At 64.4% G+C, this 13316-nt stretch carries 12 protein-coding genes and 1 tRNA gene; 6 read left to right on the top strand and 7 right to left on the bottom strand.

Annotated features, from left to right (window positions below):
• Nucleotides 1-57: 57 nt before the first annotated feature.
• The gene (locus tag RMR04_RS24260; RefSeq protein WP_311911041.1) at nucleotides 58-849 is read right to left on the bottom strand and encodes an MOSC domain-containing protein; all 792 of its coding nucleotides are present in this window, start codon (nucleotides 847-849) and stop codon (nucleotides 58-60) included.
• A gap of 89 nt (nucleotides 850-938) precedes the next feature.
• On the bottom strand, nucleotides 939-1280 hold the full coding sequence (locus RMR04_RS24255) for a DUF2293 domain-containing protein (RefSeq protein WP_311911040.1): 342 nt from the start codon (nucleotides 1278-1280) through the stop codon (nucleotides 939-941).
• Between the two features lie 180 nt (nucleotides 1281-1460).
• Between RMR04_RS24255 and clpB the strand changes: the two genes are divergently transcribed.
• Nucleotides 1461-4082, top strand: coding sequence for an ATP-dependent chaperone ClpB (gene clpB, locus RMR04_RS24250; protein ID WP_311911039.1), 2622 nt, complete (start codon nucleotides 1461-1463; stop codon nucleotides 4080-4082).
• 328 nt (nucleotides 4083-4410) lie between these two features.
• Here the strand turns inward: clpB and RMR04_RS24245 are convergent, their stop codons facing one another.
• From RMR04_RS24245 to RMR04_RS24235, 3 genes are all read right to left on the bottom strand, one after another.
• Nucleotides 4411-4782, bottom strand: coding sequence for a thiol-disulfide oxidoreductase DCC family protein (locus tag RMR04_RS24245; RefSeq protein WP_311911038.1), 372 nt, complete (start codon nucleotides 4780-4782; stop codon nucleotides 4411-4413).
• Between the two features lie 34 nt (nucleotides 4783-4816).
• Nucleotides 4817-5386, bottom strand: coding sequence for a methionine biosynthesis protein MetW (gene metW, locus RMR04_RS24240; RefSeq protein WP_311915927.1), 570 nt, complete (start codon nucleotides 5384-5386; stop codon nucleotides 4817-4819).
• Between the two features lie 217 nt (nucleotides 5387-5603).
• A complete protein-coding gene (locus RMR04_RS24235) occupies nucleotides 5604-6773 on the bottom strand; it encodes a homoserine O-acetyltransferase MetX (RefSeq protein WP_311911037.1) in 1170 nt (389 codons plus the stop codon).
• Nucleotides 6774-7064: 291 nt separating this feature from the next.
• Here RMR04_RS24235 and RMR04_RS24230 point away from each other — a divergent pair, with 291 nt between their 5' ends.
• From RMR04_RS24230 to RMR04_RS24215, 4 genes are all read left to right on the top strand, one after another.
• Nucleotides 7065-7901: a chorismate mutase gene (locus tag RMR04_RS24230; RefSeq protein WP_311911036.1), complete on the top strand. Its 837-nt coding sequence runs from the start codon at nucleotides 7065-7067 to the stop codon at nucleotides 7899-7901.
• A gap of 161 nt (nucleotides 7902-8062) precedes the next feature.
• The gene (gene hisC, locus RMR04_RS24225; protein WP_311911035.1) at nucleotides 8063-9169 is read left to right on the top strand and encodes a histidinol-phosphate transaminase; all 1107 of its coding nucleotides are present in this window, start codon (nucleotides 8063-8065) and stop codon (nucleotides 9167-9169) included.
• Nucleotides 9166-10113: a prephenate/arogenate dehydrogenase family protein gene (locus RMR04_RS24220; RefSeq protein WP_311911034.1), complete on the top strand. Its 948-nt coding sequence runs from the start codon at nucleotides 9166-9168 to the stop codon at nucleotides 10111-10113. The genes hisC and RMR04_RS24220 overlap by 4 nt, the downstream gene beginning before the upstream one ends.
• 69 nt (nucleotides 10114-10182) lie before the next feature.
• Nucleotides 10183-10258, top strand: a tRNA-Thr gene (locus RMR04_RS24215).
• A 186-nt stretch (nucleotides 10259-10444) separates the two neighbouring features.
• Here RMR04_RS24215 and RMR04_RS24210 read toward each other — a convergent pair.
• Together RMR04_RS24210 and RMR04_RS24205 are read right to left on the bottom strand one after the other, a co-directional pair.
• Nucleotides 10445-11002 (bottom strand): SGNH/GDSL hydrolase family protein, encoded by a 558-nt coding sequence (locus RMR04_RS24210; RefSeq protein ID WP_311911033.1) that lies wholly within the window; start codon nucleotides 11000-11002, stop codon nucleotides 10445-10447.
• Between the two features lie 370 nt (nucleotides 11003-11372).
• Nucleotides 11373-12548, bottom strand: coding sequence for a hypothetical protein (locus RMR04_RS24205; protein ID WP_311911032.1), 1176 nt, complete (start codon nucleotides 12546-12548; stop codon nucleotides 11373-11375).
• Between the two features lie 263 nt (nucleotides 12549-12811).
• Here RMR04_RS24205 and RMR04_RS24200 point away from each other — a divergent pair, with 263 nt between their 5' ends.
• The gene (locus tag RMR04_RS24200) at nucleotides 12812-13114 is read left to right on the top strand and encodes a hypothetical protein (protein ID WP_311911031.1); all 303 of its coding nucleotides are present in this window, start codon (nucleotides 12812-12814) and stop codon (nucleotides 13112-13114) included.
• Nucleotides 13115-13316 lie beyond the last annotated feature (202 nt).

Below are 13316 nucleotides of genomic sequence, written 5' to 3'. Positions count from 1 at the left end.
TTACCCTCACTGCGCTGTAAGAAATGAGGGGCCCGCGAGGGCCCCTTTTTCGTCGGGTCAGGCGATTCCGAGCGCCGGCTGTGCCGGGGCGGGCGCAAGGTTCAGCGCCTCGCCCTCCGTCAGCATGCCGCCTTCGAGGACCTCGCAATAGACGCCACAATCGGCATGGCCATAAGCGTCCATCAGCGCCTTGGGGATCTGCTGGTCGCGCAAGCCCGTCTGCGGGTCGACATTGGTCGCAGCGCAGCGGACGATCCGCTTGGTCACGCGCAGCCTCGCGCCCGAGCTCGTGGCGAGCTCCTGCCCGACGAGATCGAACTCGGCCCAGGGCGCAAGCCCCTCGACCATGACATTGCCACGGAAGCGCAAGGGATCGAGGGGCGAGCCGACGCGGCTTTCCAGATCGGCGACGCTGGCGAGGTTGATGATCGAGACGAAGCCCTTGGGCGAATCGGTGAAGCGATAGCCCTCCGGCGCGCCGAGCCAGCGCGGCGTGCCGCGCAGCTCGTCCGGCATGAAGGCTTCGAAGAAGGCCGTGATCCGCTCGCGGCCCTTAGTGGTGACCGTGCTGGCGCGCAGCGCTTGCTCGCCCTCATGGTCGATGACGAGATCGCCGCTGGCGTCGTCATAGCGCGTGCGCAGTCGCGCGAGCGCCTCGTTGCGCATCAGCATCAGATACTTGATCTTCGGCTGATGGACCGGCTCCGCCGGGTCGAAGCCGGAGGGGCCGTTCTCGATCGCGAAGAGGCGGTCCCCTGGGAAATACTGGTCCCTGGTCAGCGCGGCGCGGGGCAGGCGTTCGGGCGACAGCCCCTTGACTGGATAGCGATAAAGCGAGGCGATGCGCATGGAGGGCTATGTCCGCAGGATGGCCGGGATGCGTAGGATAGCGGCATCCAGGCCGCGCGATCGATGAAATCCTTGCATCGGTTCGATCATCACCGCTGCAGATGCGCTTTGAGCGCCTCCTCCTCCGCCTCGCCGGTCTCGCTCACGGAGCGCTGGCAGCCCCAGCCCGCAAGCACCGCGTCGGTCTCGTCGGCGATGAAGAAGCGCGCCGCCTCGCGCTCATAGCCGTCGGCGAGCAGCTGCTCGTAATCGGTATGGACATGGCGGACATGGCTGCCCAGTGCGAGCCAGAGCGCGGTTGCGGGCGGCAGGTCCTTCATGTGGCGGCGCTCGGCAAGCGTCAGGACAGCCTCGGCGTCCGATAATGGGATACCGGGCGCGAGCGCCCGCAGCGCCTTGCGAATCGCCTGCTGCCGTTTTGTCCCCGCCATGAGTGAAAGCTGCCCTCGCGATTTGATCGCCGTCAATGCTTTGCGCCTCATCCCCTCTTACGTTGCGTGGATGCCACACCTATCTCTGTCGGGAAGGGCGTCCCTGAGGGAGCCCTATCCCTTGGAAAGGCAGCCGGACAGCGTCGCTACGGGGCGTAACCGGCGGGCGGAGAAAACCGAATGAATATCGAGAAATACACTGACAGGTCCAAGGGCTTTCTGCAGGCGGCGCAGACTATTGCGCAGCGCGAGGGCCACCAGCAATTCACGCCGGAGCATCTGCTCAAGGCGCTACTCGACGACAATGAAGGCATGGCGGCAGGCTTGATCGGGCGCGCCGGCGGCGACGCGAAGCTTGCCTTGCAGCTTACCGACACGGCGCTCGCCAAGCTGCCGAAGGTCTCGGGCGGCGGTGCCTCGGGCCCGCATCTGACGCCGGGCCTGGCCCGTGTTTTCGACACGGCGGAGAAGGCGGCGGAGAAGGCGGGGGACAGCTTCGTCACGGTCGAGCGGTTGTTGCTGGCGCTTGCCATCGAGAAGGATTCTGAGGCCGGCAAGGCGCTCGCCAAGGCTGGCGTCAATCCGCAGGGGCTCAACACGGCGATCGAGGCGATCCGCAAGGGGCGCACGGCTGATTCCGCTTCGGCCGAGCAGAGCTATGACGCGCTGAAGAAATACGCCCGCGACCTCACCGCTGCGGCGCGCGAGGGCAAGCTCGACCCGGTCATCGGCCGCGACGAGGAAATCCGCCGCACCATCCAGGTGCTGTCGCGCCGGACCAAGAACAACCCCGTGCTGATCGGCGAGCCCGGCGTCGGCAAGACCGCCATCGCCGAGGGCCTGGCGCTGCGCATCGTCAATGGCGATGTCCCTGAAAGCCTCAAGGACAAGGAACTGCTCTCGCTCGACATGGGCTCGCTGATCGCCGGTGCGAAATATCGCGGCGAGTTCGAGGAGCGGCTGAAGGCGGTGTTGAACGAGGTCTCGGCCGCTGATGGCGGCGTCATCCTGTTCATCGACGAGATGCACACGCTTGTCGGCGCCGGCAAGGCGGATGGAGCGATGGATGCCTCGAACCTGCTCAAGCCCGCCTTGGCGCGCGGCGATCTGCATTGCATCGGCGCGACCACGCTCGACGAGTATCGCAAATATGTCGAGAAGGACGCGGCCTTGGCGCGGCGTTTCCAGCCGGTCTTCGTCGATGAGCCCAGCGTCGAGGACACGGTCTCGATCCTGCGCGGCCTGAAGGAGAAATACGAGCAGCACCACCGTGTCCGCATCACGGATTCGGCGCTGGTCGCGGCCGTCACGCTGTCGAACCGCTACATCACCGACCGTTTCCTGCCCGACAAGGCGATCGACCTGATGGACGAGGCCTCGGCGCGGCTGCGCATGCAGGTCGATTCCAAGCCGGAAGAGCTGGACACGATCGACCGTGAGATCGTGCGTCTCAGGATCGAGCAGGAGGCGCTTAAGAAGGAGAGCGACGCCGGCTCGAAGGAGCGATTGAAGCGGCTTGAATCCGAGCTTGCCGACCTGGAAACCCGCTCGGCCACGATCACCGCGCGCTGGAAGGCGGAAAAGGACAAGCTCGGCCAGGCTGCCGAGATCAAGACGAAGCTCGACAATGCCCGCAACGAACTCGCGCAGGCCCAGCGCAAGGGCGAGTATCAGCGTGCCGGCGAGCTTGCCTATGGCGAGATCCCGCAGCTCGAGAAGCTGTTGGGCGAAATCGAGGCCATCGGCGACACCTCTGGCATGGTGGAAGAGGCGGTCACGGCCGACCATGTCGCCCAGATCGTCAGCCGCTGGACCGGCGTGCCGGTCGATCGCATGCTCCAGGGCGAGAAGGAAAAGCTGCTGCGCATGGAGGACGTCCTGGCGGCGCGCGTCGTCGGCCAGCGCGAGGCGGTCGAAGCCGTCTCGACGGCGGTTCGGCGTGCTCGCGCCGGCTTGCAGGACCCCAACCGGCCAATCGGCTCCTTCATGTTCCTCGGCCCCACCGGCGTCGGCAAGACCGAGCTGACCAAGGCGTTGGCGGCGTTCCTGTTCGACGACGACACCGCCATGGTGCGCCTCGACATGTCCGAATACATGGAGAAGCACTCGGTCTCCCGATTGATCGGCGCGCCTCCCGGCTATGTCGGCTATGAGGAGGGCGGGGCGCTGACGGAAGCCGTGCGGCGCAGGCCTTATCAGGTCGTGCTGTTCGACGAGGTCGAGAAGGCCCACCCCGATGTCTTCAACGTGCTGCTGCAGGTGCTCGACGACGGGCGCCTGACCGACGGCCAGGGCCGCACGGTCGATTTCCGCAACGTGCTGATCATCATGACCTCGAACCTTGGTTCGGAGTATCTGGTGAACCAGCCCGAAGGTGAAGATAGCGACGCGGTCCGCGACGAAGTCATGGGCGTGGTCAGGCAGGCCTTCCGGCCGGAATTCCTGAACCGCATCGACGACATCATCCTGTTCCATCGCCTGCAGCGGGCGGATATGGGCGCGATCGTCGATATCCAGATGACCCGCCTCGCCAAGCTCCTGACCGACCGCAAGATCGTGCTGGAGCTGTCCGAACAGGCCCGCGAATGGCTGGCCGAGAAGGGCTACGACCCGGCCTATGGCGCGCGTCCGCTGAAGCGCGTGATCCAGAAGTCGGTGCAGGATCCGTTGGCCGAGCTGTTGCTGGCCGGGAAGGTCCATGACGGCGAGACCGTGCCGGTCACGGTCGGTCCGACCAGCCTGATGCTGGGCGACGTCGCAGCCGTGAAAGAGAAGCGGCCGGCCGGCGTGGCGTTGAACTGACGCGCGCTTGCCTTCTCCCCACCAAGATCGGGCTTGCCCGATCTTGGCAAAGTCCATGCCCATGTCGGAAACATCCGACATGGGTGGGAGAAGGTGTCTGCGAAGCAGACGGATGAGGGAAGGGTCGCGTAAGCGGCCCTTTTCTTGTTTGGAATGAGGCGCTTCCCTCATCCGTCACGGCTTCGCCGTGCCACCTTCTCCCCCGAGGGGAGAAGGGACTACCCGCGCTTCAGCAAAAACACTGTCTGTGTGCCAAACAGGTTCCAGAGCTACCAGGGCGCGGTGATGCCGACCTTGCCATCGGCGGCGACCCGAGGATGATCACGATCTACCAATGTCCCTTTCGCCGGTTCCAGGCGTAGAGCAGATCGGCAAAACGGTCATAGGCGAAGCGTGTCAGCGGCAGCGCCAGTCGATTGCCGAACAGCCTGGCGAGCCAGCCTTCGCCGGGGGTGCGGCGCCAGGTCTCGATGGCGACATCGGCACCGACCACCAGCCTGCCGGCGTCGTCGGTTGCATGGAGGCGTCGCCTGATATCGTCGAGCGTCGCGCCGTGGGCCGTCAGCGCTTCCGGCTCAAGGTTGATGTCGCGGAACGCGATCGTGCCGGCCTTGACGGCTTCGATCAGGCGGCGCTGCTGCCGGCTGATCCCGGCGTTACAAACCGGGCAGCGTGTATTGTACCAGACGGTGAAAGCCATCGGTCCTCCGCGGTGTATGCAACCACATCGGAGCTTATCCCCGCTTCAGCAAAAACACCGCCTGTGCGCCGAACAGGTTCCAGAGCCACCAGGGCGCGCTGACGCCGACCTTGCCACCGGCGGCGTCGAGGGCGACGGCGCGCTCTTTTTCCGCGCCGATCGTGTCGCAGAGCGTCACGAAATCGCGGATCGTGCAGAAATGGATGTTGGGTGTGTCCCACCAGGCATAGGGCAGCGAATCCGTCACCGGCATGCGGCCCATGAAGAAGACCTGCGTGCGCATCCGCCAATGCCCGAAATTCGGGAAGGAGACGATGGCGCGCCGGCCGATCCGCAGCATCTGCTCCAGTACGAGGCGCGGATTGCGCGTCGCCTGGATGGTCTGGGACAGGATCACATAGTCGAAGCTGTCGTCGGGATAAGCGGCGAGGTCGGTGTCGGCGTCGCCCTGGATCACGGAGAGCCCGCGCGCGACGCAGCCGGCCACGCCTTCGCGCGAGAGCTCGATGCCGCGCGCATCGACATGGCGGCTATCGGCCAGCAGCGCCAGCAATTCGCCATCGCCGCAGCCGACATCGAGCACGCGCGAGCCCGGCGTCACCATCTCGGCGACGAGCTTCAGGTCGATGCGGTTGGTGTGGAGATCGGTCGTCGTCAAAGTGCCCTCCACCTGTCATTCCGGGGCGGCCCAAAGGGCCGAACCCGGAACCCACGACTGGGCTCAGCGAGATAGGAGGCTGATTCGATCGGCTTCACCCGGTCGTGGGTTCCGGGTTCTTCGCTGCACGAAGCCCCGGAATGACAATGGACGGCGCTTGCCATCAAATCCCCCTTGCCCGCGCCGCCGCGCCGATGAAGCCGCGCGTCGTGGCGAAGAGGTTCGGCTCCTCGAGCAGGAAGGCGTCATGGCCCTTGTCGCTCTCGAGCTCGACGAAGGAGACCGACGCGCCCGCGGCGTTGAGCGCATGCACGATCGCGCGCGAATCCGCCGTCGGGAACAGCCAGTCGGAGGTGAAGGAGGCGACGCAGAAGCGGGTCTTCGTGCCCGCGAAGGCTTTTGCCAGCACGCCGCCATGGTCGTCGGCGAGGTCGAAATAATCCATGGCGCGGGTCATGTAGAGATAGGAATTGGCGTCGAAGCGCTCGACGAAGCTGACGCCCTGATGGCGGAGGTAACTTTCGACCTGAAAATCCGCGTCGAAGGAGAAGGTTGGCGCCTCGCGGTCCTGCAGCTTGCGGCCGAATTTGCGGTGCAGTGCCGGCTCCGAGAGATAGGTGATATGCGCGCCCATGCGGGCGACGGACAGGCCCTTGGCGGGGCGCGTGCCCTCTTCGAGATAGCGCCCGCCGCGCCAGTCGGGGTCGGCCATCACCGCCTGCCGGCCGACCTCGTGGAAGGCGATGTTCTGGGCCGAATGCTTGGCGCCGGTCGCCAGGGGCAGCGCCGAGAACACCCGCTCGGGATAGCTCGCCGCCCATTGCAGAACCTGCATGCCGCCCATCGAGCCGCCGGCGGCGCAGAACAGGCTCTCGATGCCGAGCGCGTCGATCAGATGCCGCTGGGCGCGCACCATGTCGCGAATGGTGACGACGGGAAATTGCAGGCCCCAGGGCTTGCCGGTCGCGGCATTGGTCGAGGCCGGGCCGGTCGTCCCAGTGCAGCCACCGATCACATTGGAGCAGATCACGAAGAAGCGCTCGGTGTCGATCGGCTTGCCCGGCCCGATCATCGCCGTCCACCAGCCACCCTTGCCGGTGATTGGGTTGCGGCTGGCGAGATGCTGGTCGCCGGTCAGCGCGTGGCAGACCAGGATGGCGTTGGACCGGGCTGCGTTCAGCGAACCATAAGTCTGGTAGGCGATCTGCCACTGGTCGAGCGAGACGCCGCAATCCATCAGCAATGGCGTGTCTGGGCCGAAGCGCGCGACCAGGCTCGAAGGCTCGTTGGCCTCCTTCAACGGGTCTGCAAGGCTGGGGGAGAGATCGCTCATCATCGTCCGCTTTGACAGGATGATTTGTCTTGCCGGTCAACTTGTTCGAAAGATCGAACTCTAGCGATGCCGCGATGCAAGCGTTCTGTCAATGCGCCGATGCGCGCGGCGGCTTTGCCAAGGCCCCGCGACGGCGCTAAGAGCCTAAGCAGAACCTAAAGCCCTCATCCTGAGGAGCAGCCTTCAGGCTGCGTCTCGAAGGATGCTCCAGTGCCGGCTGGAAGCATCCTTCGAGACGCCGCTTTAGCGGCTCCTCAGGATGAGGGCTGTCCCTCCGATCGCGCAGCCATCATGACCGAAGCCGCTCCGACCACCCTTGCCGATCTGCGCGCCGAGATCGATCGCATCGACAGCGAGATGCATGCGCTGTTGATGGAGCGCTCCTCGATCATCGAGACGCTGATCGCGATCAAGAACACGCAAGTCTCGGGCTCGGCCTTCCGCCCCGGCCGTGAGGCCGACATGATGAAGCGCCTGGCTCTGCGCCATAAGGGCTTGCTGCCGCTCGACACGATCGAGGGCATCTGGCGCATCATCATCGCGACCTTCACCTATGTGCAGGCGAATTATTCCGTTCATGCCGATGTCTCGGGCGGCGACGCGGCGATGCGCGATTCCGCCCGCTTCCATTTCGGTTTCACAGTGCCCTTCGTCACGCATGAGGATGCGCGCGCCGTCATCAAGGCGGTGGCCGACTCGGCCGGCGATCTTGGTATCTTTCGCATGGACCAGGGCGCCAGCGCCGGCATCTGGTGGCGCGACCTGATCGGCAGCGACGCACCCAAGATCATCGCGCGCCTGCCCTTCATCGAGCGGCCGAACCATCCGGCCGGCACGCCGGTCTATTGCGTCGCCAAGCCCCTGGCCGATGCCGCGGTGCGCGAGATCGTGCTCTATGCGGCGCGTGTCGAGCGCTGGTCGGAAGGTTTGCGTTCGAGCCTCGCCCAGCATCTGGCCGAGGTCTCGGCCTCGGCCGCCGACGGCTCGCATCTCTCGCTCCTGGTCGCCGCCTCCGGCGAGGTCGACCAGAGCGCGATCCGCAAGGCGCTGGAGCCCGCTGGCCTCAGCGATTTTTCCGAGATCGGCAGCCACGCCGCCCGCTTCGCCGTCAAATCCGCCCGTTCGTGAAACCGCTTCTGATGTCCTCCTGAACCGCCACCGTCATCCTGGACGCCGCGCAGCGGCGATCCGGGATCCATCGTAGAGTGCAAAGCCCTCCGATGGATCCCGGGTCGACCTTCGGTCGCCCAGGATGACGGTGCGGTTGTTAGAACCGAGAGAGTAACACCATGACCGTCGCCTCCCGCCCCGTGCCTCGTCCCGGCATCCTCGACATCCAGGCCTATGTGCCGGGCAAGTCCGCAGCCCCTGCCGGCGTGAAGCTGCACAAGCTCTCCTCCAACGAGACCCCGCTGGGCCCAAGCCCCAAGGCGGTCGCGGCCTATGGCTCGCTCAGCGGCAAGCTCGAGCTCTATCCCGACGGCTCCTCGACCAAGCTGCGCGAGGCGATCGCGGGCCGCTACGGGCTCGATGCCAACCGCATCCTCTGCGGCACCGGCTCCGACGAATTGCTCCAGCTCGTCACCAAGGCCTATCTCGGCGATGGCGATGAGGGCGTCTTCACAGAGCACGGCTTTCTGGTCTATCGCATCGCGATCCTGGCCGCCGGCGGCAAGCCCGTTGTCGTCAAGGAGACAAACTTCACCGCCGATGTCGACGCCATCCTGGCGGCGGTGACGCCGCGGACGAAGATCGTTTTCCTCGCCAACCCCAACAACCCGACCGGCACCTATCTGCCCTTCGACGAGGTCAAGCGCCTGCATGCCGGCCTGCCCGGCAATGTGCTGCTGGTGCTCGACGCGGCCTATGCCGAATATGTCCGCCGCAACGACTATGCCTCGGGGCTCGAACTGGTCGCCGAGAGCGAGAACGTCGTGATGACGCGCACCTTCTCCAAGATCTACGGCCTCGCCAATCTCAGGCTCGGCTGGCTCTATGGGCCGGCCCATGTCGTCGATGCGCTCGAGCGCATCCGTGGCCCATTCAACGTCAACGGCGCGGCGATCGAGGCCGGCGCTGCCGCGATCGCAGACGAGGCCCATGTCGCCTCGGCCATCGAGCACAACGACAAATGGCTCGCCTGGACGACAGCCGAGCTGGAGAAGCTCGGGCTCTCGGTCACGCCCTCCGTCGGCAATTTCATCCTGATCCATTTTCCGGCCAAGCCCGGCAAAACGGCCAAGGAGGCCGACGCCTTCCTGACCCAGCGCGGGCTGATCCTGCGCGCGGTCGCGGCTTACGGCCTGCCCGATGCGCTGCGCATGACGATCGGCTCGGAGGAAGCCAACCGCCTCGTCGTGGCGGCGCTCACCGATTTTCTCGCAGGCAAGGCATGACGACCGCGTCCGAGAGTTTCGCGCCGCGTCGCAGCGAGCCGATCTTTGGCCGCCTCGCCATCATCGGCATCGGCCTGATCGGCTCCTCGATCGCGCATGCGGCCAAGGAGCTCAACCTCGCCGGCGCGATCGTGCTCTCCGATCGCAACGAGGCCGTCCGCACCCGGGCGCGCGAGCTTGGCCTCGGCCATGAGATCGCGGAGACGGCACTCGAGGCCGTCCGCGATGCCGACCACATCATCCTCTGCGTGCCGGTCGGCGCCTGCGGTGCTGTCGCGGGCGAGATCGCGCTTGCGCTGAAGCCCGGCGCGATCCTCTCCGATGTCGGCTCGGTCAAGAACGCCGTGGTCGAGGCGGTCATGCCGCATCTGCCCGAGGGCGTGCATTTCGTCCCGGCCCATCCCGTCGCCGGCACCGAGAATTCCGGCCCTGACGCCGGCTTCCCGAGCCTGTTCCTCAACCGCTGGTGCATCCTGACCCCGCCGGAGGGCGCGGATGAGACGGCGATTGCCCGGACCCGCCAGTTCTGGGAGGGCATGGGCGCGCTGGTCGAGATCATGACCGCGCAGCACCACGACCTCGTGCTCGCGATCACCAGCCATCTGCCGCATCTGATCGCCTACAACATCGTCGGCACGGCCGAGGATCTGGCGGCGGTGACGCAGTCGGAGGTGATCAAATTCTCCGCCGGCGGCTTCCGCGATTTCACCCGCATTGCAGCATCCGACCCGACGATGTGGCGCGACGTCTTCCTGCACAACAAGGAGGCGGTGCTGGAGATGCTCGGCCGCTTCAGCGAGGACCTTTCGGTGCTGACCCGGGCCATCCGCTTCGGCGACGGTGAGACGCTGCACAAGCACTTCACCCGCACCCGCGCCATCCGCCGCGGCATCGTCGCGCTCGGCCAGGAAAAGCCCGAGACGGAAAAACTGCGAAAATCCTGAACCGGGCGGCGATCATTGCCCCCTTCGCCTTGCCAAGAATCGGCAGGGCTGGTAGACGCCTCGCGTGTCGCCGCTTTAGCTCAGCTGGTAGAGCACCTCATTCGTAATGAGGGGGTCGGGGGTTCGAATCCCTCAAGCGGCACCATCCAACCTTTTAAGGTTGCTGATTCTCCACGACAATATTGGTCGAAACCGCTTCCTTGATACAAAAGGGCGGGACAGGGCGTCGTGCCAGAACGAGAGCGAAACGTTCACTGAAGCTTGCCCGATCGAAGAAGCTTGCCCGATCGAACGCCGAGGCCCAGACGGGGCGGGCCGCAAAGCGCGGTTGTTATCGAGCTTCCGCTAGAATGCGGCACAGCGGAACGCGCTCGTAAATGTCACGATACGATTTCGCGTGAACGCCGTCAGCCAAGGTGTTGGGCTTGGCGAGGCCGAATTCTCCGGTCACGCGCATATCCTGATACGGATCTTGATAGCTGCAGGCGCCCGTGTTGGTGCAGATGTCGGATAAGATCGTCGAGTACTTTTCAATCGAGCCGATATTGAAGGAACCCGCCAATTCTGTGCCGATCGGAGGAATGGCCGTCATGACGATGAAGGAGGCGTGTTCCTTGAGCGTCTGAACAATGCTCGTCACGCTTGCCTGGAAGGCTTCCGGATCGGGGTGTTTCTTCCGCGCAAGATCGTTCGTCCCGATTGTCAGGACCGCAAGGCTGGCCTTGTGAGGGTAGTGCAGCGTCTTGAGGGCAGTCGCGTAAACGTCGGTGGTGACGCCGCTCAGGCCGGCATTGGCGGTATCGCGACCACAGATCTCGCTGGGCTGGTCGAACATATCAATATGGCTATCCCCTGCGAAGAGGATGAAGCCAGGGTCGGTTTCCCGCATCTGCGCGTCGATGACAGGGGCACGTTGGCGTGAATAAGCCCTCGCATTGAAGTCGTCCTTGGTCGTGTAAGCTCCAATCGACCATCCAACTGCTGCGGCTGTGGCAACGATTCCGCTGATCGCAAAAATTGCGTATCGAGGCCTATGCAGACGGCTTAAGCTCAACAAGATCCGGCCCTTATCGCTATGCAGGCCGGCGTCCTACAGATTTTGGAGCTTTCTGTCCGTCACATTTTCGCCACATCTTATGGTTGTGCGCGGATCCGCGGTCGAGCTCGATGCACGCGTCTCCTGCGGGATGTGTTGTGCATGGAGGAGCGCGGCCTCGCAGTGTGCGACGGCAGCCGATTGGGACTGCGCACCGAGCCCGTCACCCGCCCGCCTTCTCCGGCTTTCCGGGCTTGCTGAAATCGATCTGCTTTTGCAGCCCGAGCATCAGGCTGAAGGAGGTGACCGGCTCAAGGCCGGTTTCCTTGGTCTTGCGCAGCGAGGCGGAGGCGGTTGCGGTCAGGCCGTTGCCAAGTGCGCGCTGATAGTCGATGCCGATGCTCTTCTGGTCCGAGAGCGCGTCGAGGCCGAGATAATTGTCGGTCTTGCGGCGTGCGCTCAATGCGATGGCGTTGGCCTCGTCGATCTTGGCGGTGAGCTTGATCTCATGGGCCGTCACGAGGTCGATGGCCGAGAAGGGCAACGTGGTGTCCTCGACCGTCCGGCTCGAGGCGAATTCGAAGGCCAGGGCGCCATAGGGAATGCGCGCCTTGGCCGTGTAGAGCAGTTCGCTGACGGTCTCGAACTCCTTCTCGGGAAAGATGGCGCGGAACGGCGAGAGCGAGCCTTCGAGCGTCGCTTCGCCGAGCTTGGTCGAGATGAACAGGTTCGGCTGCACGCGGTTATGGTCGCGCCGGAGCCCGAGATAATCGACCCCGTCGAGGAAATGCGTCCGCGATCCGGTGAAGGAGGCCCCGACCTCGCTGTCCCCGATGCGCCAGGCGGCGCCTGAAGTCAGCGAGACCGTGCCGAAATTCTCGTCTTGCGGCAGGAAGTCGCCGAGATTGAAGACATTGCGCTCGTTCAGTGCCGTGAGCCGACCCTCCGCGCTCGCGAACAGGCGCAAGGCGCCGATGGCGTGGTCGATGCGCCCGCGCAGGCCCAGGCTGCTCCTGCGGCGCGACCAGCTCTGTTCGTTCGAGGCCAGCAGCGAGGTTTGGACCACCGTCGCATCGCCGATCGGGACCGCATGCTTCAAGGTCAGCGTGTGGAAGCGCGCCGCGGACAGCACGCGCGGGTCATATTGGGTCTCGGCCAAGGTGAGGTTGACGCCATAGCCGTCCTGCAATGTGCCGTGGAGATAATCCCAGGTTGCAAAGACCGTGGCGGTGGGGCTGCCCTTCTCGCCTTTCAGCGTCAAAGGATTGCTGTCGTAACCGCCGCGCAGGCCGATGACGGCGACCGAAGTCTCGGGCGCCTGTACATCCTTTTCCGCTGCATGGGCGGTTCCCGCCAGGAGAAGCGGCAGGAAATAGAGAGTGAACAGGCTCGGTTTCATCGCTGCTCGCGCCGTCGAGGCGCTGATAATCAGTCGATCGTACTTAAAAATCTCTAAACGACTTAAGGTATTACGTTTGTCTGCTGGAGTTATATCAAAAGAAGAATTGAATAGATTTGGATGTCGCAGAACATATATCCGCCGACAGCTGGGTTAAGATTATCAAGTATGGTTAACATACGTCTAAGATTGCATCTCATGGTTGTTGCAACCTATACGTTTGTCATCGCTTCGAACCCCGAGGCGGACCCAGGGAGAGTACCATGAAATACGCTTATGTTCTCGCTACGGTTGCAGCTTTCGCCGTGTCTCCTGCCATGGCTGGCGGCGGCAAGGGTGGCTCGCTCATCGGCGGTTCGTTGATCGGCGGCATCATCGCCCCGGTGACGGCCAGCATCTCCAAGGTGAACGTGCTCAACAATGTCAGCGTCCTCAGCGGCAACAACATCGCCAACAATGTCGGCAACGGCAACAAGGTGAACGTCATCGCCCCGGTCAAGGCGGTCGTCGGCGGCCTGCTTGGCGGTCTGGGCCTCGGACGTGGCCATGGCTGCGGCTGCAACTGATCCAGCCAATCGATCTTGAACGGCTCCGGCCTCGGCTTCGGCCGGGTCGGGCGGGAGGGGGCCGGTACATACCGGCCCCTCTTTTTTATGGGCGGTGCCGTTCCAGAGCGTTTTCGGGCGAAGTGGATACCGGTTCGCGTGAAGACAACGCGTCAAAACAAAGATCTAGAGCAAGTGAACGATCCAGTCGGATCGGAAATTG

It is taken from the genome of Bosea sp. 685 (assembly GCF_031884435.1).
In the GTDB taxonomy this organism is placed as follows: Bacteria; Pseudomonadota; Alphaproteobacteria; order Rhizobiales; family Beijerinckiaceae; genus Allobosea.
This window is presented reverse-complemented; position numbering and strand designations above follow the sequence as displayed.

Bases quoted from the DNA above. Each gene is read 5' to 3' on its own strand.
- RMR04_RS24220 (WP_311911034.1), top strand. From the start codon at position 9,166: ATGACGACCGCGTCCGAGAGTTTCGCGCCGCGTCGCAGCGAGCCGATC.
- RMR04_RS24260 (WP_311911041.1), bottom strand. From the start codon at position 849: ATGCGCATCGCCTCGCTTTATCGCTATCCAGTCAAGGGGCTGTCGCCC.
- RMR04_RS24205 (WP_311911032.1), bottom strand. From the start codon at position 12,548: ATGAAACCGAGCCTGTTCACTCTCTATTTCCTGCCGCTTCTCCTGGCG.
- RMR04_RS24235 (WP_311911037.1), bottom strand. From the start codon at position 6,773: ATGAGCGATCTCTCCCCCAGCCTTGCAGACCCGTTGAAGGAGGCCAAC.
- RMR04_RS24230 (WP_311911036.1), top strand. From the start codon at position 7,065: ATGACCGAAGCCGCTCCGACCACCCTTGCCGATCTGCGCGCCGAGATC.
- RMR04_RS24210 (WP_311911033.1), bottom strand. From the start codon at position 11,002: ATGCGGGAAACCGACCCTGGCTTCATCCTCTTCGCAGGGGATAGCCAT.
- RMR04_RS24200 (WP_311911031.1), top strand. From the start codon at position 12,812: ATGAAATACGCTTATGTTCTCGCTACGGTTGCAGCTTTCGCCGTGTCT.
- hisC (WP_311911035.1), top strand. From the start codon at position 8,063: ATGACCGTCGCCTCCCGCCCCGTGCCTCGTCCCGGCATCCTCGACATC.
- RMR04_RS24245 (WP_311911038.1), bottom strand. From the start codon at position 4,782: ATGGCTTTCACCGTCTGGTACAATACACGCTGCCCGGTTTGTAACGCC.
- metW (WP_311915927.1), bottom strand. From the start codon at position 5,386: ATGGTGACGCCGGGCTCGCGCGTGCTCGATGTCGGCTGCGGCGATGGC.
- clpB (WP_311911039.1), top strand. From the start codon at position 1,461: ATGAATATCGAGAAATACACTGACAGGTCCAAGGGCTTTCTGCAGGCG.
- RMR04_RS24255 (WP_311911040.1), bottom strand. From the start codon at position 1,280: ATGGCGGGGACAAAACGGCAGCAGGCGATTCGCAAGGCGCTGCGGGCG.